This window comes from Georgenia halophila (genome assembly GCF_039541595.1).
Genome location: NZ_BAABGN010000006.1, coordinates 14,284 through 32,281, shown reverse-complemented (window position 1 = coordinate 32,281; position 17,998 = coordinate 14,284). Strand labels below are relative to the sequence as shown.

General features: G+C 69.6%; 15 protein-coding genes. 10 read left to right on the top strand and 5 right to left on the bottom strand.

Features of this window, described 5'->3' with window-relative positions; all coding sequences use genetic code 11:
- Nucleotides 1-11 precede the first annotated feature (11 nt).
- The 6 genes from ABD907_RS07350 (at nucleotide 12) to ABD907_RS07325 (ending at nucleotide 6,819) form a co-directional block, all read left to right on the top strand.
- Nucleotides 12-290, top strand: a complete 279-nt coding sequence (locus tag ABD907_RS07350; protein WP_345215595.1) for a hypothetical protein — start codon at nucleotides 12-14, stop codon at nucleotides 288-290.
- Nucleotides 287-2,290: a glycosyltransferase family 2 protein gene (locus ABD907_RS07345; RefSeq protein ID WP_345215594.1), complete on the top strand. Its 2,004-nt coding sequence runs from the start codon at nucleotides 287-289 to the stop codon at nucleotides 2,288-2,290. Before ABD907_RS07350 ends, ABD907_RS07345 begins: the two co-directional genes overlap by 4 nt.
- Nucleotides 2,287-3,078 (top strand): NAD-dependent epimerase/dehydratase family protein, encoded by a 792-nt coding sequence (locus ABD907_RS07340; protein ID WP_345215593.1) that lies wholly within the window; start codon nucleotides 2,287-2,289, stop codon nucleotides 3,076-3,078. The genes ABD907_RS07345 and ABD907_RS07340 overlap by 4 nt, the downstream gene beginning before the upstream one ends.
- Nucleotides 3,079-3,114: 36 nt before the next feature.
- Nucleotides 3,115-3,807, top strand: a complete 693-nt coding sequence (locus ABD907_RS07335) for an IspD/TarI family cytidylyltransferase (protein ID WP_345215592.1) — start codon at nucleotides 3,115-3,117, stop codon at nucleotides 3,805-3,807.
- The gene (locus tag ABD907_RS07330; RefSeq protein ID WP_345215591.1) at nucleotides 3,804-5,639 is read left to right on the top strand and encodes a glycosyltransferase; all 1,836 of its coding nucleotides are present in this window, start codon (nucleotides 3,804-3,806) and stop codon (nucleotides 5,637-5,639) included. The genes ABD907_RS07335 and ABD907_RS07330 overlap by 4 nt, the downstream gene beginning before the upstream one ends.
- 160 nt (nucleotides 5,640-5,799) lie before the next feature.
- Nucleotides 5,800-6,819 carry a type IV toxin-antitoxin system AbiEi family antitoxin domain-containing protein gene (locus tag ABD907_RS07325; RefSeq protein WP_345215590.1) on the top strand — a complete coding sequence of 340 codons (1,020 nt, stop codon included), beginning with the start codon at nucleotides 5,800-5,802 and terminating at the stop codon, nucleotides 6,817-6,819.
- A gap of 65 nt (nucleotides 6,820-6,884) precedes the next feature.
- Here ABD907_RS07325 and rfbB read toward each other — a convergent pair whose 3' ends face one another.
- Both rfbB and ABD907_RS07315 read right to left on the bottom strand, forming a co-directional pair.
- The gene (rfbB, locus tag ABD907_RS07320; protein WP_345215589.1) at nucleotides 6,885-7,877 is read right to left on the bottom strand and encodes a dTDP-glucose 4,6-dehydratase; all 993 of its coding nucleotides are present in this window, start codon (nucleotides 7,875-7,877) and stop codon (nucleotides 6,885-6,887) included.
- Between the two features lie 32 nt (nucleotides 7,878-7,909).
- A complete protein-coding gene (locus ABD907_RS07315) occupies nucleotides 7,910-8,542 on the bottom strand; it encodes a dTDP-4-dehydrorhamnose 3,5-epimerase family protein (RefSeq protein WP_345215588.1) in 633 nt (210 codons plus the stop codon).
- Between the two features lie 209 nt (nucleotides 8,543-8,751).
- Between ABD907_RS07315 and ABD907_RS07310 the strand changes: the two genes are divergently transcribed.
- From ABD907_RS07310 to ABD907_RS07295, 4 genes are all read left to right on the top strand, one after another.
- Nucleotides 8,752-9,378, top strand: a complete 627-nt coding sequence (locus ABD907_RS07310; protein WP_345215587.1) for a sulfotransferase family 2 domain-containing protein — start codon at nucleotides 8,752-8,754, stop codon at nucleotides 9,376-9,378.
- 35 nt (nucleotides 9,379-9,413) lie between these two features.
- Nucleotides 9,414-10,259, top strand: a complete 846-nt coding sequence (rfbD, locus tag ABD907_RS07305) for a dTDP-4-dehydrorhamnose reductase (RefSeq protein WP_345215586.1) — start codon at nucleotides 9,414-9,416, stop codon at nucleotides 10,257-10,259.
- A gap of 59 nt (nucleotides 10,260-10,318) precedes the next feature.
- Nucleotides 10,319-11,194 carry a glycosyltransferase gene (locus tag ABD907_RS07300; RefSeq protein ID WP_345215585.1) on the top strand — a complete coding sequence of 292 codons (876 nt, stop codon included), beginning with the start codon at nucleotides 10,319-10,321 and terminating at the stop codon, nucleotides 11,192-11,194.
- A 637-nt stretch (nucleotides 11,195-11,831) separates the two neighbouring features.
- Entirely contained in the window at nucleotides 11,832-14,504 is a 2,673-nt protein-coding gene (locus ABD907_RS07295) for an N-acetylmuramoyl-L-alanine amidase (protein ID WP_345215584.1), read from the top strand.
- Between the two features lie 33 nt (nucleotides 14,505-14,537).
- Here ABD907_RS07295 and ABD907_RS07290 read toward each other — a convergent pair whose 3' ends face one another.
- Genes ABD907_RS07290 through ABD907_RS07280 form a run of 3 tightly spaced genes read right to left on the bottom strand, consistent with a single transcriptional unit; the run spans nucleotide 14,538 to nucleotide 17,938 of the window.
- Entirely contained in the window at nucleotides 14,538-15,746 is a 1,209-nt protein-coding gene (locus ABD907_RS07290) for an ABC transporter ATP-binding protein (protein WP_345215583.1), read from the bottom strand.
- A complete protein-coding gene (locus ABD907_RS07285; RefSeq protein ID WP_345215582.1) occupies nucleotides 15,747-16,649 on the bottom strand; it encodes an ABC transporter permease in 903 nt (300 codons plus the stop codon).
- Nucleotides 16,646-17,938, bottom strand: coding sequence for a polysaccharide pyruvyl transferase family protein (locus tag ABD907_RS07280; RefSeq protein WP_345215581.1), 1,293 nt, complete (start codon nucleotides 17,936-17,938; stop codon nucleotides 16,646-16,648). The genes ABD907_RS07285 and ABD907_RS07280 overlap by 4 nt, the downstream gene beginning before the upstream one ends.
- Nucleotides 17,939-17,998 lie beyond the last annotated feature (60 nt).

Below are 17,998 nucleotides of genomic sequence, written 5' to 3'. Positions count from 1 at the left end.
GGGGTCAACCCATGAAGGACATTGTCGGCAACGTCGTGCGGCGCATCGCCCCACGCACGATGCAGAACCTCGAGACCATCAACCGGTGGGACGCCGAGTACGAGGATCACGGTCCACGCATCCTGATGTACGAGCGCGAGCTCCGAGAGATGCGGCGGGAGATCGACGCGATGCGTCGCGAGCAGCGGCGCGTCACCGAGCTCTACGACGCCGTCTTCGAGCACGCCCGTCGTTCCGGCACGGCGGGCGAGGAGCCGGAGCCAGAGCCGGAGCACAAGGCGGACCGGTGAAGAAGGTCTCCGTCGTCGTCCCCGCATACAAACCGGGGGACGGCATCAACCGGGTGGTGACGTCCATCGAGACGCAGACGCTGCCCCAGGACGAGTTCGAGCTCATCGTCGTCGACGACGGTTCCCCGGACGACACCTGGGAGCGCCTGCAAGAGATCCGCGACGCCCACGACAACGTCCGCATCGAGCGGATCGAGAACTCCGGGTGGCCGTCCCGACCTCGCAACATCGGCATCGACATGGCCGAGGGCGAGTACGTCCTCTTCATGGACCACGACGACGCCCTCTTCCCCGACGGCCTGCGCGCCTCCTACGAGTTCGCCAAGGCCAACGACGCCGACATCCTCAGCCCCAAGGAGTCCAAGACCTCCGACGTCGGCTGGGGCATCGGCAACTACACCGGCGACATCGGCAACGCCCTGCCCAAGCGCGGCATCAACGCGCTGTTCCCCATGATGCCGCACAAGTTCTACAAGACGTCCCTCCTGCGCGAGCACCACATCCGCTTCCCCGAGGGCCGGCGCATGCTGTGGGAGGACGTCTACTTCAACATCTCGGCGTACAAGCACGCCAAGGTCATCTCGATCCTCTCGGACACCCCGGTCTACCTGTGGGTGGAGACCTCCCGGAACAGCTCGGCGACCTACACGCCACGCGAGGAGGACTACTGGACCAAGCTGGACCGCCTCTTCGACTTCATCCATGCCGAGCTGCCCGGCGAGGAGCACGAGGCCGCCCGCGGCTCCATGATCCGACACCAGTACAACACCCGCGTGGTGAACCGCGTCTGGAGCGAGCTCGGACAGCCTGGCGACGAGTGGATCGACATGGCCCTCGAACGCTTCCGTGACCTGGTCGAGCGGTACGTGCCCGCTGATGTCGATGCGAGGATGCCGCCGCTCACCCGCCCGCGTGCGCATCTGCTCCGCCTCGGCCGCATCGACCTGGCGCGCAGGCTGCGCGCCTACGAGGCCGGCCTCTCGGGCGTCAGCACCACCACCGACGTCGCCTGGGACGGCGACGTTCTGCGGGTGAGTGCCACCGCCCGGTGGACCACATCGAGAGGCCCGCTCGTCCTGCTCCGGCGGGGCGACCGGCTCGTGCGAGCGGTGCCCGACGAGGTCCTGGCCGCGGTGCCCGAGGAGTACCTCGACGTCACCGACCACGTCCGCAAGGGCTCCTCGCTGATCACGGTCCGCGACCGGGCCAAGAACGTGACCTGGGAGCTACCGACGAAGGCCGAGCTCGCCATCGAGCCGATCAGCTCCGAGGACGCCGCCGGGCGCGCGGCCCGCCCGGAGGCTGTGACCGCCACCGTGCGGGCCAGTGCCGCCGTGGACATCCGGTCGGCGGCCGCCGGCGCTCCGCTGGCCGGTCCGCTGTGGGACTTCCACGTGAAGAACACCCTGCTCGGGACGAGCCAGCACAAGAACCTCAAGACACGCACCCCGGTCCGTGCCGCCCTGCTGCGCGGTCGGAGCGCGATCGCCTACACCAACCGCGACGGCAACCTCAGCCTCGACCTCGCCCAGAAGGTTCGTGACATCGTCGGCTACGCCCGGCCGCTCGTCGAGGACGCCACGCTCGCCCGGGTGGGCCGCAAGGGTCTCGTCCGGTTCGACCTGCCGATCGCCGACGTCGCCACCGCCGGCTACACCGAGCTCAGGGGCACCATGTCGCTCAGCTCCGCCGGGTCGCTGCCGGCGAGAGTCGCGCTCAGCGGCCGGCTGCACTCGCTGCCCAAGGTCGGCCCCGTGCTTCGCCGTGCGCTGGGCGCCCAGCCGGCCCGGCTGGTCGGGGACACCGACGGCGCACACGTCGAGGGCTTCTTCCGGGCCGCGCCCGGCACCTACAAGATGGCGTTCCGCTTCCAGGGCCGCACCGTCGTCTCGCCGCTGGTGGTGCGGGTGCCGCTGCACGGCACACCGCAGTTCGAGCGGGCAGGCACCGCCAAGTCGGCCGCATCGACGACCTCGGCCTCGACAGGGGGAGAACGATGACCAGCGCCCTCATCGGCCACACGGGCTTCGTCGGATCGAACTTCGCCCTCCAGCACGAATTCGACGACCTGTACAACACCTCGAACATCGACTCGATCGCGGGCCGCCGGTACGACCTCGTCGTCAGCGCCGCCAACCGCGCCGACTCCCACCGCATCAACCAGGCCGGTGCCGAGGACCGGGCCGAGATCCAGGCCTACGTCGACCTGCTCGGTCGGGTCGACATCCGCAAGCTGGTGCTCGTGTCCACCGTGTCGCTCTACCCGCCGCTGACCTCCCCGGACGAGGACACTCCCGTCACCGAGGAGGGCCTGCTGCCCTACGGCGCCAACCGTGCCTACCAGGAGCACGCGCTGGCCTCCCGGTTCGACACCCTGATCCTGCGGCTGCCGCAGCTGTACGGGGCGAACCTCAAGAAGGGGATCGTCTACGACCTGCTCAACGACTACCGCGTCGAGCACATCCGGCCGCGGCTCGAGTTCCAGCACTACGACCTCGGCCGGGTCTGGGCGGACACCGCGACGGCGCTCGAGCAGGGGCTCGGCGCGCTCAACGTGGCGCCGCCGCCGGTACCCAGCGAGACCGTCGCGCGTGAGGTGTTCGGTCGGGACATCTCCGGCCAGCACGCCGACGTCGTCGAGACGCCCGAGACGCTCGGCTACACACGCGACATGCGCACCAAGCATGCCGCGCTCTTCGGCGGGCCCGACGGTTACCTCATGACCGTCGAGCAGGAGCTGGACGCCATCAAGGAGTTCGTGGCGCAGCGGCGCCGAGCAACCGGCTGACCGGCCGAGTGACTGAATCAGGAAGGACTCCTAGCGATGTTCAACGGCAAGAAGGCCTCGGCGATCGTCACGTGCGCCGGGAAGGGCACCCGCTTCGGCAGTAACAAGCTGCTGGTCGAGATCAGCGGCAGAACGATCCTCGAGAAGACCGTCCGTGAATTCGTGCACCCGGCGATCGACGAGATCATCGTGACGATCAGTCCCGAGAACCGGGACATCTACCACGAGATCCTCATCGAGAAGGCGGGCCTGCCCGTCACCCTGGTCGAAGGCGGCGCCGAACGGTTCATCTCCGCGATGCTCGGCCTCGAGGCCACCACCGGTGAGCTGATCCTCGTGCACGACGGCGTGCGGCCGTTCGTCAACGCCGACCTGATCGACCGAGCGCTCGCCGCCGGCGACGAGCACGGTGCCGCCATGCTCGGCACCCCGACCGTCGTCCAGCTCAAGCTCGTCGACGACGACGAGTACGTCTCCGGATCGCTCGACCGCAGTCACAGCTGGCTCGGTCAGACCCCGCAGGTCTTCCGCCGCGAGCTGCTCGAGGAGGCCTACCGCAAGGCGATGGAGGAGCAGTACTCCCGGGTGAGTGACGACGCCGACCTCGTCGCCGAGTACACCGGCCACAAGGTCAAGATCGTGCGCGGGGAGGACTGGAACATCAAGATCACCACCCGCACGGATCTCGTCGTCGCCGACCAGATCTTGGCGCACCAGGCGGAGCTGTGAAGGTCAGCGTCGTCGTCCCGACCTACCGGCCCGACCATCTCGACCGGGTGCTGGACTCGCTCGACGCGCAGACCATGGCATCCGGTGAGTACGAGCTGGTCCTCGCCGACGACGGCTCGGGCGAGGAGCATGTGGCCCGCCTGCGCGGGATCGCCGGAGCACGCGAGAACACCCGGCTGCTCGAGCTCGAGCACACCGGCTGGCCCGGCCACCCCCGCAACGCCGGCCTCGAGGCGGCGCGCGGCGAGTACGTGCTCTTCATGGACCACGACGACGAGCTGTACCCGGAAGGGCTCGCCGCGGCCTACGCGTACGCCCGCGAGCACGATGCGGACGTCCTCGCCGGCAAGGAGACCCGTACCGACCAGACCAAGTGGGGTCTGGACGTCTACGACCGGAACTACCCCGACGCCTCCGTCCGCGACGACCTCCACCCGCTGCTGCCCACGAACCCCCACAAGCTGTACCGCCGCGACTTCCTGCTCGAGCACGGCGTCCGTTTCCCCGAGGGGCGGCGGGTGCTGTGGGAGGACGTCTTCTTCAACGTCGACGTCGCCGCCCACGGCCCGAGGGTCGCCGTCCTCGCGGACGTGCCCTTCTACCACTGGGTCCGTGGCGGCCGGACCGCCTCCACCAGCTACGGCGAAGACCTCGAGGAGTTCTGGACGTGGCTGGAGCGCATCTTCGTCCACGTCGACGCCCGGCTGGCCCGCGACCCGCGCCAGCACGAGCAGATGCGTCGCTACCAGTACTCCCGCCGGATGATGCCGAGCCTCGGTGCCGGATTCTTCGCGCAACCGCCACGTCGGCGGACCGCCGCCCAGGAGACGGTGGGCCGGATCCTGACGAACCATGTCCCGGCCGAGCTCGACGACGCACTGCCCGTGCGGCTGCGGGCCCGCGCTCACCTGGCCCGCGCGGGCGAGTGGGAGCTGCTGGCCGAGCTGTGCGCCCTCGACGCCGAGCTGGCCGGCGTCTCCACCGTCGACGACGTCTCCTGGGACTCCTCCGGCCACCTCCGGATCGTGGCGACCGCGAGGTGGACGGTGCGAGGCGGTGGCCCGTTACCCCTCCTGCTCACCGATGACGGCCGTGTCGAGCTCGACCTGCCGCCCTACCTTCGTGAGGTGCTGCCTCCCGAGCTGCACGACGTCACCGACGACGTCCGAGCCGCGGCCTCGTCCCTGGCGGTGCGATCACGTCAGACAGGCGTCACCTGGGAGCTGCCCACCACCAGCGAGGTCTCGGTCGACGGCGAGGCCGGGGGGCCCGCCGAGGTGACCGTCCGCGCCGTCGCCACGCTCGACCCGGCGACGGCGGCCCTCGGGCGCCCGCTCACGGACCCCGTGTGGGAGCTCAGTGCCCGGAACGAGATCTTCGGCGTCCTCAACCAGCGCGGGCTGCGCACCTCGCGGCCCGCGAGGGTCGCCCTGGTAGAGGGCGAGACCCGGGTGGCGTACAAGACCGGCTCGGGGATGCTCGCCGTCGACCTGGGCCAGTCCACCCGAAGCCTGGTGGGCTCGGCGGGCCTGCGGCCGAAGCAGGCCAGCACCCGGCACCGTCGCCTCGGGGCGGACGCGTACGAGATCCCGCTCGGCGAGGTCGCCGTCGTCGGCCGGGCGCGCCTGGACGGAGGCGTGGTGCTGCAGCCGCTGGAGACCGCGCCGGCCACCATCACGGCCGAGCCCGGCGGGGGAGCGGTGCTGCGCGGGAGGCTCGCCGCCCGGCCCGGCCGGTACCGCATGCTGGCGAGGTTCGGCGGCCGCGACGTCGACACCAAGGCCATCGTTACCGTCGGCAGGGACGGCCGCCTCACGTTCGACCACGCCTGAGGGCCGCCGAGCGGATTCGACCGACCGGCGGGAGGTTTCGTCAGGCTTAACCTGACGGAACTTCCCGGCCACGGTTCCGGGGGCCTCGCCGGTGCCCTGCTGTCCACAGATCCAGCGCCGGCGGAGACGCCAGCGTGCCGGACCGCTGCAGGCTACGGACATGCCGCGTTCCCCGAACGTCGATCTCCGGAGGGTCCGCAATCTCGCCGGCAAGCAGGACGGTGTCCTGACCCGGGGTGAACTGCTTGGTCTCGGCGCCACACCGGACTGGATGGCGCGCCAGGTGCGGCTGCGCCGGTGGTGCCGCCTGTACCCGGGCGTCTACCTGGCTCGACCAGGGCCACCGAGCTGGCGCGCGCGGGCGCGTGCCGCCCTGCTGTATGCCGGCGACGGCGCCGTGCTCAGCCATCGCAGCGCGGCGTACCGGCGGGAGCTGACCGACCGCCACACCGGCCCGATCGAGGTGCTCGTCCCGCATGCCCGTCGGGTGACATCCCGCCCGGGTCTCGTTGTCCGACGGCGTGAAAAGGTGCCCGACTCCTGGGGAAACCTGCGCACGACGAACCCAGCGGACACCATCCTCGACATCGCTGACCTCCCCGACGCAGGAGAGGACGAGATACTGGGACTGCTCGGCCGCTACGTGCGGTCGCGGGAGGATGCCGACGACGTACTGGCAACGCTCCGCCGTCGCCGGCGGCACCGCAGGCGTGCTCTGGTCGAGGAGCTGTGCGCCGAGGTCGGCGAGGGCGTTGAGTCTCCGCTCGAGCTCAGGTACCACCGGGGCGCGCGACGGCACGGCCTACCCCGAGCGTCTTTGCAGGTGCGTGAGGTCCTCGACGGGCTCTACGTGCGCGCCGACGCTCGCTACGAGAAGTTCGGCGTGCGGATCGAGCTGGACGGGCGCCGGTACCACGACGCCAAGACCGACGATGACATCTGGCGCGACAACGCGGCCGGCGTCGCGGTCGGTGACCTCACATTGCGCTACCGCTGGCTGCATCTGGTCCGCGAGGAGTGCGCCGTGACACTTCAGGTGGCCCGGGCACTGCGCCTACGCGGCTGGACGGGACTGCCCACGCCGTGCGGGCCGGCCTGCCCGGTGGCCCGGATCGACTGGCGCGGTCGCGGCTCGGTCGCGGACCGTGGCACCCCCGGCGGGAACATCGGTCAGGCTTAGCCGGACGGAACCTCCCGGGAAGCCTCCAGGCGCAGAGCGGCCGTGCCAGAACTGCCGCGCCAGAACTACTGACCCTGTGCGGCGTACTTCGCCTCGACCTCGGCCTTCTGCCGCCGCCACCAGTCCTGGTTCTCCCGGTACCAGGCGATCGTGTCGGTCAGACCGGACCGGAAGTCCGGGAACTCCGGCTCCCAACCGAGCTCGTCCCGCAGCCGGGCGTTGTCGATGGCGTAGCGCATGTCGTGACCCGGTCGGTCGGCGACGTGGTCGTAGTCGTCGGGGGAGTGGCCCATCAGCTCGAGGATGAGCTCGACGACCTCCTTGTTGTTCTTCTCCCCGTTCGCACCGATGAGGTACGTCTCGCCGATTTTCCCGTGCTCGATGATCCGCCAGACGGCGGAGTTGTGGTCGCGGACGTGGATCCAGTCCCGCACGTTCTGACCGGCGCCGTACAGCTTCGGCCGGACGCCGTCGATCAGGTTGGTGATCTGCCGCGGGATGAACTTCTCGATGTGCTGGTACGGGCCGTAGTTGTTCGAGCAGTTCGAGATCGTCGCCGCCACGCCGAAGGAGCGCACCCAGGCCCGCACCAGCAGGTCGGAGCCGGCCTTCGTCGAGGAGTAGGGCGAAGAGGGGTTGTACGGCGTCGCCTCGGTGAACTTCGCCGGGTCGTCCAGCTGCAGGTCGCCGTAGACCTCGTCGGTGGAGATGTGGTGGTAGCGCACGCCGTGCCGGCGCACCGCCTCGAGCAGGGTGAACGTGCCGACGAGATTGGTGGTGACGAACGGCGAGGGGTCGTTGAGCGAGTTGTCGTTGTGTGACTCGGCGGCGAAGTGGACGACGAGGTCGGCGTCGGAGACCAACGGGTCCACCACGTCCGCGTCGGCGATGTCGCCCTCGACGAGGGTGGCTCGCTCGAGGTCGGTGATCGAGGCGGGATTGCCGGCATAGGTGAGCTTGTCCAGGACCGTGACCTGGGCGTTCGGATATGCCTCTGTCGTCTGGTGGACGAAGTTGGCGCCGATGAAACCGGCACCGCCGGTGACGAGGACCTTCACGAATGCTCCTTGATACTCGGTGCGCCCTGGACTCAGTGCGCGGCGTGGGCGGTGCGCTTGGTCTCGAGGAAGGACCGCACGTCGTCGTAGGTCGGGAGCAGTCCTTGGTCGCGAGCCTCTGCCAGGCCTGGGGCTGCGGTGTCCTTCTCGGACAGCAGCAGCTCGAGGGGCGAGCCGTCGCGCGCCGTCGTCGGCCAGGCGATCCCGACCTCCTCGCTGGTCGGGTTGATCCCGTGCTCGTGGCCCGGGGCGTACGGCGCGGAGCACAGGTAGACGACTGTCGAGTCGTCCTCGAGGGAGCAGAACGCGTGGCCCAGCCCCTCTGAGACGAAGATGGCACGCCGGTCGGTGTCGTCGAGCAGCACGCTGTCCCACTGGCCGAACGTCGGCGAGCCGACGCGGATGTCGACGACGACGTCGAGCACCGCCCCGCTCGGGCACATGACGTACTTGGCCTGGGACGGCGGGACATCCGCGAAGTGGATGCCACGTACGACTCCGGCGGCGCTCACGGAGGTGTTGGCCTGCTTGAGATCGAGCGGGTGACCGACCGCCTCGACGAACGCCTCCTCCTTGAACGCCTCGAGGAAGACGCCGCGGGGATCGCCGAACTGCTTGGGCGTGATCTCCCACGCGCCGGGAACCGTCAGCTCGCGAAGCTCCACGCTCGTCTCTCTCCGTCGACGTTGTCTGTCACTGGCGGCATGCACTGCCCGTGCGCGCCGTTGTCCCACACTAACCGCTCCGCCTGTGCGGTTCCGAGCGGCACGGTCATGCTCCCGGACTCAGGGCTACACTCGGTGGCAGGCCGACCTGCGGCGGACACGCCCGCGCCGGGACGGCGGCCCAGTGACGAGAGAGAGACCACGCCCGAATGCCGGTGTTCACCAAGGATGACGAGTCGGTGCTCTTCGTCCACGTCCCCAAGGCAGGCGGCTCGTCGCTGGAGAACCTCTTCGTCTCCAACGGCTGGACGATGACCTATCGGGACGGCAAGACCGGCAAGTACTCGCAGAACTGGTACCGGCACTGCTCTCCCCAGCACATGCACGCGGCGCCGCTTCGCGAGACCTTTCGCCTTCACCGTTTCACCGCGATCGTCATGGTGGTCCGTGAGCCGCTGGCGCGCTTCCGGTCGGAGTACGCCATGCGCAGCGCGCGCCGGGGGCTGGCGGGCGACCCGGCCTCGGTCGACGCCTGGGCCAGGGAGCACTTCCGCCTCTACGGCTTGAACCCCTACGTCCTGGACAACCACCTACGCCCGCAGGCCGAGTTCCTGCTCGCCGGCAGCCACGTCTACCGCCTGGAGGACGGGCTCGACGCCGTCGCGCAGGACCTCAACCGCCAGTACGAGCTGGGCCTGCCGACCGAAGTGCCGCGGGTGCGCGAGTCGGGCCAGGTCCGCGGCCTGACCAGCCGCGAGGTCGAGCTCTCGGACGAACTGACCACGCGGCTGCGCGCGTTCTACGCCCAGGACATGGTCTCGTTCGGATACGCGTGAGCGACGGCCACAGCACGAGCACAGGAGGAGCACGTATGCGCTGGTTGGTGACCGGTGCCGGCGGCATGCTGGGCACGGATCTCGTCGCGCGGCTGCGCGAGGCGGGCCACGAGGTGCGTGCCGCGAGGCGCGCAGATCTCGACGTGACGGAGCCGGCCGCCGTCGCGGCAGCCGTGCGTGACGTGGACGTGGTCGCGAACTGCGCGGCCTGGACCGCCGTCGACGACGCCGAGAGCGAGGAGGCCGCGGCCTTCACGCTCAACGCCACTGCGCCGCAGCTCCTCGCCCGGGCGGCCCGATCTTCGGGAGCACGGCTGGTCCAGGTCTCCACGGACTACGTCTTCGACGGCGCCGCCACCGTGCCGTACGAGGAGGACAGCGCCCTGGCGCCCAGGTCGGCGTACGGCCGCACGAAGGCCGCGGGCGAGTGGGCGGTGCGGGCCGAGACGGACGACCATCTGATCGTCCGGACCGCCTGGCTCTACGGCGCCCACGGCGGCTGCTTCCCCAAGACGATGGCGCGCCTGGCGGGCGAGCGCGACGCGCTCTCCGTGGTGGCCGACCAGATCGGGCAGCCCACCTGGACGGCCGACCTGGCGGACCTCATCGTCCGTCTCACCGAGGCCGGCGCGCCCGCCGGCACTTACCACGGCACCTCGTCCGGGCAGGTGTCCTGGCACGGCTTCACCGGCGAGATCGTCGCAGGGCTCGGCAAGGACCCGGCAATGGTGGGAGAAACGACGTCGGACGCCTTCCCACGGCCCGCGGTCCGCCCGGCGTTCTCCGTCTTGGGGCACGACGCGCTCGAACGGGTCGGCGTAGCGCCGATCGGCGACTGGGCGGAGCGGTGGCGTGCCGCGGCCCCGGCGGTCATCGGCTGATGCCTGCGTGCATGGCCCCACTTCTGGCGTTCCGTTGACCTCCTACTAGACTCACAGCCGTGGAGTTGTCGGCAGTTCGGGTGGTCACCGTCGCCTTCAACCCTGGATCCGAGCTCGAGGAGTTCGCCGGCAGCCTCGCCGACGCGACGCGGGCACCCACAACCTTGGTCATCGTCGACAACGGGACCGAGCACGACATCGTCGACGACATCGCCGGACGTTACGGCGCCCGCGTGATCCGGCCTGGTGCCAATCTCGGCTACGGTGCTGCCGCGAACCTTGGAGCCGCGGAGGCCGACGAACCCTGGCTGGTGGTGGCCAACCCGGACATCGCCTGGACGCCTGGATCGCTCGATGTCCTGCTCGAGGCGGGTGGCCGGCACCCGGGGGCCGGCTCGCTCGGGCCGATGGTCCTCAACACCGACGGCACCGTCTACCCCTCCGCACGAGCGATCCCGTCGCTCCTGCACGGTCTCGGACACGCGGTGTTCGTACGCTGGTGGCCCCGGAACCCGTGGACGCAGTCGTACCACCGTCAGCAGGAGCGGGTCTTGTTCGCCGAGCACCCGGCAGGCTGGCTCTCCGGCTCCTGCCTGCTGCTGCGACGCGAGGCCTTCGACCAGGTCGGCGGGTTCGACACCGACTACTTCATGTTCTTCGAGGACGTCGACCTTGGCGATCGTCTCGGCAAGGCCGGCTGGCAGAACGTCTTCGTGCCCTCCGCCGAGGTCGTGCACGACCAGGGCGCGAGCTGGCGACAGCGGCCGGCCGCCATGATCAGGGCCCATCACCGCAGCGCGGAGCGGTATCTGCACCGCCGGTACGACGGCTGGCACCATACGCCCCTGCGGCGCGCGATCTCGGCCGGCCTGCGGGCGCGATTATGGTGGGAGACGCGGGAGTACGCCGGGCACCAGGGCTCAGTACCGCCATAGGTAGGGTGATCTTCGATCCAGGGATCGGCACAGATGTCGACGACGCCCTCGTTGTGGCTGTGCCGCTCGGCAGCCCCGGCGTCGAGCCGACCGTCTCCGGCGACGGTCCGCTCGGTGACGCATCGTCGGGGAGATCGAGGTCTTTCGGAAGCTATTCGGCCGCCACTGGTACAACCCGTACGAGGCGGTCGCGACCCGGACTCTCCTCGAGCTGTCACCGGCCAGCACCGTCGGCGCGGCGGTTGACGAGTGGATCCGGAGCTCGGAGGAGTGGTGAGGCGGCCGCGTGCTACGGATCCTGCGCGATTGCTTCTGCGGCTGCAACTCAATCCCGGTTCTCGCGATACCAGGTGATCGTGTCCGCTCGGCGGGAGTATGGATCTCCTACGACGCGCCTGCTCGGACGAGCTGGCTCCATAAGATCTAGGGTCCGACGGATGCCGGTGTAGTCGACTACGGCGGCGCGCGGCTCTGAGAATCCGGGACGAACGACACCCGAATGGCCGCGGCGAATGACGGGGATCTGCACGGAGGCACGGTACCGTCGCCCGCGGACGCTCGACGCCGCCCTCCCGTCACGTCCCACTTCCCACAACAAACACCAAGGGGCATCGTGGCAGTAGGACGACGCACGGCCGTGGCATGCCTTGCCGCCGCCGTCATGATCACCGCAACCACCGCGGCGGGAGCTGCCGCCGACGACAAGGCTCCCAACGCGCCGTCGGTCCAGGCGTCCGGCGGCGCGGTCGACCAGCCACTCATCGACGCACCCGTAGACGTGCCCGGCACGGCCGAGCCGGTGACGAGCATCCCGCTCACCGACGCTGCGGGCGACCCCACGGACGTGGCCGTCGAGGGCATCGAGACCCTGACCGATGCAGACGGGGCGGGCAGCACAGAGGGCGCAGGCTCGTCCTCGACCGCTGCGGGCGTCGCCGCCACGATGACGACGGTGGCGGCCACCGATTCCGTCAAGGACGGTGCGAGCGAGGAGCCGAGCACCACGCCGGGACCGACCGAGCAGGCGAGCCCGACGGAAGGGCCCTCCGAGACGCCGACAGCCGAGCCGACGACCACCCCCGAGCCGACGACCGAGCCGGCCCAGCCGACGCCGTCGGACGAGCCCGAGAGCGCCGAGCCGGAGTCGCCGGCGCCTTCCGACGAACCGACCGAGGACCCCACGCCGACCGAGGTGCCCACGGACCAGCCGGACGGCTCGGCGGACGAGGGCGCCGAGCTGGACGACGTCGCCGTGCTCACCGACCCGATGCGGACCGACGAGTTCATGGTTGCGGCCATCACCTGGAACGCCGCGACAAGCCTTCCCGAGGACTCCCGGATCTTCCTGCGCGTGCTCGAGGCCGGCCGGTGGTCCGAGTGGCTCGAGACCGGTGTGGAGGAAGGCGCCGACGACACGGGCGCCAAAGCCGGCACCGACCCGTTCGTCACCGGAGGCGCCGAGGCGGTGCAGGTCCAGATCGCCGGTGAGGCAGCCGAGCTGCCCGCGGACCTGCAGGTCGTCCTGGTGCCGTCCAACCCCAGCGAGGCCGAGCAGGAGGTCACCGAGCCGGACGCTCCGGACACCATGCCGCAGGAGGAGCCGACGGCGGACGTCGACGACGTCGCGCTCGACCCCTCGGGATCTTCGGAGACGTCCAGGAACTCGGACACATCGACAGCGACATTCTCGACGGCGGCGTACACCTCCGGCGACGGCCCGGAGGTCACCGCGGCCGCGACGACCGCGGCCTCCGTGTCCCGGCCGCAGATCATCACCCGCTCGGGCTGGGGCGTCAACGAGTCCACCTCGACGTGGGTCCCCCAGTACGCAGAGCTGCGAGCCGCGGTCGTGCATCACACGGCCGGGACGAACAGCTACACGCGTGAGCAGTCGGCCTCCATCGTCCGGGGCATCCATCACTACCACGCCGTCACCCGTGACTGGGGCGACATCGGCTACAACGTCCTCGTTGACAAGTACGGGCAGATCTTCGAGGGCCGCAAGGGCACTCTGGCCTCCCGTGACGGGCACATGGTCATCGGCGGGCACGCCCGCCCGATGAACACCCACACGCTCGGCATCTCCGCCATGGGGGACTTCACGAGGGTGACGGCGCCGCAGCTCATCCTGGACCGGATGGCCGACGTCGTCGCTTGGCAGTTCGCGAAGGGCGGCATCAACGCCGCGGGCAGCAGCGGCTTGATCTCGCCCGGGTCGGCCACCCGCCCGGCGGGCCAGAACCTGCCCAGGATCTTCGGCCACCGGGAGGTGGCCGACACCGCCTGCCCCGGCGACAACATCCAGGGTCGGCTCCCCGCGATGATCCGGGACGTGTACGCGGCGGCCACCCGACCGCCGGTCGGTAACGTCGATGGAGTGACCCCGTCCACCGACGCGGTCGCGGTCCGTGGGTGGGCGTTCGATCACGATGTTGGTACGGCACCGATCGAGGTCCATGTACGGGTTGGCACCACGGTACGCAAGGTCACGGCGAACCGCCTCCGTGCGGACGTCGATCGTGTCTACGGCACGGGCTCGCACCACGGCTTCAAGGTCTCGGTGCCCACACGACCGGGTACCCACGAGGTGTGTGTGCGCGCGATCGATCCAGCTACGGGTACCGGACCGCGACTGGAGTGCCGCGACGTGACGGTCTATCCACCAAATCGGCAGGCACCGATCGGCCACGTGGACAACGTCTGGCCTTCGGTCGAATCGGTCGCCGTCCGTGGGTGGGCGTTCGACCCCGATCTCGGTCCGGCACCGATCGAGGTCCATGTGCGGGTCGGCACCACGGTGCGCAAGGTCACGGCGAAGCGCCTCCGTGCCGATGTCGATCGTGCGTACGGCACGGGCTCGCACCACGGCTTCGAGGTCTCGGTGCCCGTCCGCGCCGGCACGCACGAGATGTGCGTGCGCGCGATCGATCCCGTCACGGGGACTGGTCCGCGCCTCGGCTGCCGAGAAGTGACGGTCTATCCACCGAACGAGCAGACACCGATCGGTCACCTGGATTCCGTGCGAGCCTCCGGTCAGGCGGTCGCGGTCCGAGGGTGGGCGTTCGACCCGGACCTCGGAACGTCACCGATCGACGTTCATGTCCGGGTCGCGAGCGCGGTCAGCACTGTCTCCGCGAACCGGCTTCGTGCCGACGTCGATCGTGTTCACGGCACGGGGACGCACCATGGGTTTGAGGCCGCTGTGCCCGCGCGCGCAGGGACACACGAGGTGTGTGTCCGTGCGATCGACCCCGTGACCGGTACCGGGCCGCGGCTGGGCTGCCGGGACGTGACCATAGCCCGGCGGTAGGCGATCAGGTGCTAGGGCGAAGGCGGGGAACCGTCAGGAGCGCACTGTGATCTCTGGGGCGGTGTGGATGTAACCCACCGTGTGGCCCCGCGTCTCGACGCTGAACCGGGCCACCCGGGCCGCACGGTCGACGTCCCTGCCGCTCGAGTCGCGAACCGCGACGTTCACGGCGTAGTCACCGGCGGCGATCTCCAGCCGCGGGAGCGTGATCGCGAACGGTACGGTGCCGCTCACTGGCGGCAGGTGCTGGCCGAGGAGGCGTGTGTCCGTGCCGAAGACGAGCTGACTCAACGGCGTCTCGATGCTCGCGGCGAGGGCCCAGTCCTCCAGCGGGTCGGTGAGCTCCAGCATCCCCTCGATGCGTAGGTCCTCGCCTGGCCGCATGATCCGGCCGTCACTGTCGTGCGAGAGCCGCACCTCCGTGATGCGGCCCCGACGGGCAGGAGCCATGGTCGTCGCCACGTGCGACGCCTCGCTCGCCTCCTGCTCTTGGATGTCCTCCTGGATGCGGACCTCGTAGTCCTGGCGCAGCCGCCGGAATGCCTCCTGCGGCGTGCCGTCCGCAACTAGGCGACCGTGCTCGAGGACGACGGCTCGCTGGCACACCTCGCTCACCTGCTCCGCGGAGTGGCTGACGAGCACGATGGTCCGACCCTCGTGCTGGAACTGCCGGATCTTCTCCATGCACTTGCGCTGGAACGGCTCGTCGCCCACCGCGAGCACCTCGTCGACGAGAAGAATGTCGGGGTCGACATGCACGGCGATGCCGAACGCGAGGCGCACGTACATGCCGGAGGAGTAGAACTTTACCTGCGTGTCGATGAACTTCTCGATGCCCGAAAAGGTCACGATCTCGTCGAAATGGCGATCCGTCTCAGCCTGCGTCAGGCCCAGGATCGACGCGTTGAGGTAGACGTTCTCCCGGCCGGTCAGGTCCGGGTGGAACCCCGCACCGAGCTCGAGAAGCGCCGCGACACGGCCACGGACCCTCACCTGGCCGCTGGTCGGCTGGACGATGCCGCCGATCGCCTTGAGCAGGGTGCTCTTACCGGAGCCGTTCGCACCGACGAGGCCCACGCTGATCCCTGAGTCGATGGCGAGCGAGACGTCCCCCAACGCCCAGAACTCCTCCTTGTGCGCGTGCGAGCGCCGCGCGTTGACGACCCGCTCTTTCAGCGACTTGTCCTTGCGGATGACGAAGCGCTTCCAGACGTTCTCGACCGAGACGACCGTGGTGTCCACTCAGAGCTCCTGCGCGAAGTTGCGTTGCATGATGGCGAAGGCCCGTTGGGCCAGTGCCACGGCGACCAGGCCGGCGCCGAGGGCCGCCGCCAGCCGCAAATCCAGGTTGCTCGGCAAAGGCGCGTCGGCGCCTGCCGTCCAGACGCCGCGTTGCAGCCCGAGAACGGCCAGCGTCACGGGATTGAGCAGGTAGAGGTTCTCCAGAGCACTGCTGATCTCACCGGAGACCATCTCCCACGAGTACACGATCGGGGAGGCCCAGAAGCCAACCATGAGCGCCACCTCGACCAGGTACTGCACGTCGCGGAGGTACACGTTGACCGCCGACAGCAGTAGTGCCAGGGCCGTACCCCACACGATGATCACCAGGACGGACAGCGGGATGAAGAGCAGTCGCCGGTCGACGATCAGTCCACGGATGACCAGGGCCGCGACGATGAGGATGGTGAACTGGACAGCGAAGTTGACCAGCGCCGAACCCACCGAGGCGAGCGGGAAGATCTCTCGGGGCAGGTAGGTTTTCTTGATGATCCCGCCGTTGGCGATGATTGAGCCGGTCCCGCTCGAGACGATCTCCAGGAAGAGCTGCCACACGGTGAGCCCGGTGAAGACGTAGATCGCGAAGTCGGGGATCAACCGCCAGGCACCGAGGAACTGGCCGATGGCGACGTAGTAGATCGCCAGCTGGACCAGCGGCCGGATCAGTGACCAGATGAACCCGAGCGAGGAGTCCTTGTACCTGGCACGAAGCTCTCGGCGCACCAGCATGCCGAGGAGCTCTCGCCGGGCCCAGATGTCCTTCAACGACTGCGTCGCTCCGCGGGTGAAGCTCGTCGCCGGCACGGCCAGCCGCATCGGTGTTTCCGACAGCCGAGCGGCCCGTGCCTGTGCTTCCTCGCTCATCCGCGACCTCCCCGGTCCGTACGAGCGCGCCCTCGGAGCCCGGCGGCTCGAGACCTCAGGCGGGCGTCGAAGGTCCTCGCAAGCTGGTCACGGATTCTGGCGAGCTCGTCCCGGGTCTCGGCGAGGTCTCGCTCCATCGCGTCGCTGCGAGACCGCTCGGCTGCCACGGCGCGGCGCCCACTTTCGATCATCTCATCGAGCTCGGCGGTCTTGGCGAAGAGCCGGCTGGACCGACGGCTGGCGCTGGCGAGCACGCCGTCGCGGCCCAGGATGACCTGCTCCCGCTGCCGTGCGATGAGGTCTAGCGTCTCCACGGACGGGGCACGTCCCGGTTGGACGATCTCGGGCTCGACTGGCGCGCGGTCCGCGGGCGGTGAGACCAGGCTCGCGACGCGGCCGAACCATGTGTGGACCGCCTCCTTGTCGCGCGCGACGGCGGCCGCCATGTCGGGGGGGTCCTCCTGGACCCTGTGGAGCACCTCGGTGAGGGAGTGTGTGTCCGAGAACACCATGTCCGCCAGGTCGCGGTCACGCAGGTAGTTCACGACCTTGAGTTGGTCGACCGTGGCGAACGGCACGCCCTGTGCGAAGGCGAAGATCGTCGCGTGGAGCGATGACACGAGGACGTACGTCATCTGGCCGATCACGCTGTGCAGTTCCGGGGGCGTGAGTCTCGGCAGGTCGATCGCGTTGCTGCGGTCGAACGGGAGCGCGGCCATGAACGAGTCGTCGTGGTTGTAGTGCGTGAACGGGATGAACACCTTCCGGTGCTCGATGGCGTTGACCGCCTCCACGATCTCCGGGACCTGCTCCATCGTGTGCGGGACGACGTGGATGCCGACGACCGGTTCGCCGTCGTCGGGCAGGCCGGGGATGCGGTAGGGCTCGCTGACGAGCGTCGTGGTCGTACAGGGCACCAGTTCGGCCTCGGGGACGGAGGCCCGCAGGATGTCGACCTCACGGCTCGAGCGTGCGCTGACCAGGCGGTAGTCGCGAAGGTGGTCCAAGTCGTCGGCGGTGTCCCACACGCCGACGGAGTTGAGCACGTGCGGACCGCGCGGTCGGAAGCGGTCGTAGTACGGGTCGCCGGACGGGCGGATCAGCTCGCCTCCCCCGACGATGCACAGGCCCGGCTCGCCGGGGTCGTCGTCGAACGGCGCGACCACGCGCGTCGGCGCGATCCCGTGCCGCGCGAGCTCCTGGCTCACGGCGATCCCGATCGCGCTGTCGCCCGTGTTCGGGCTGATGGAGTCGTACAGCGCTCCTACGTCGACCCGCGAGTCGTTCACAGGTGATCTCTTCTCCGTCGTGCCGGCAGGGTTGACCGGCTCCTATTCTGGTGCGGTGGT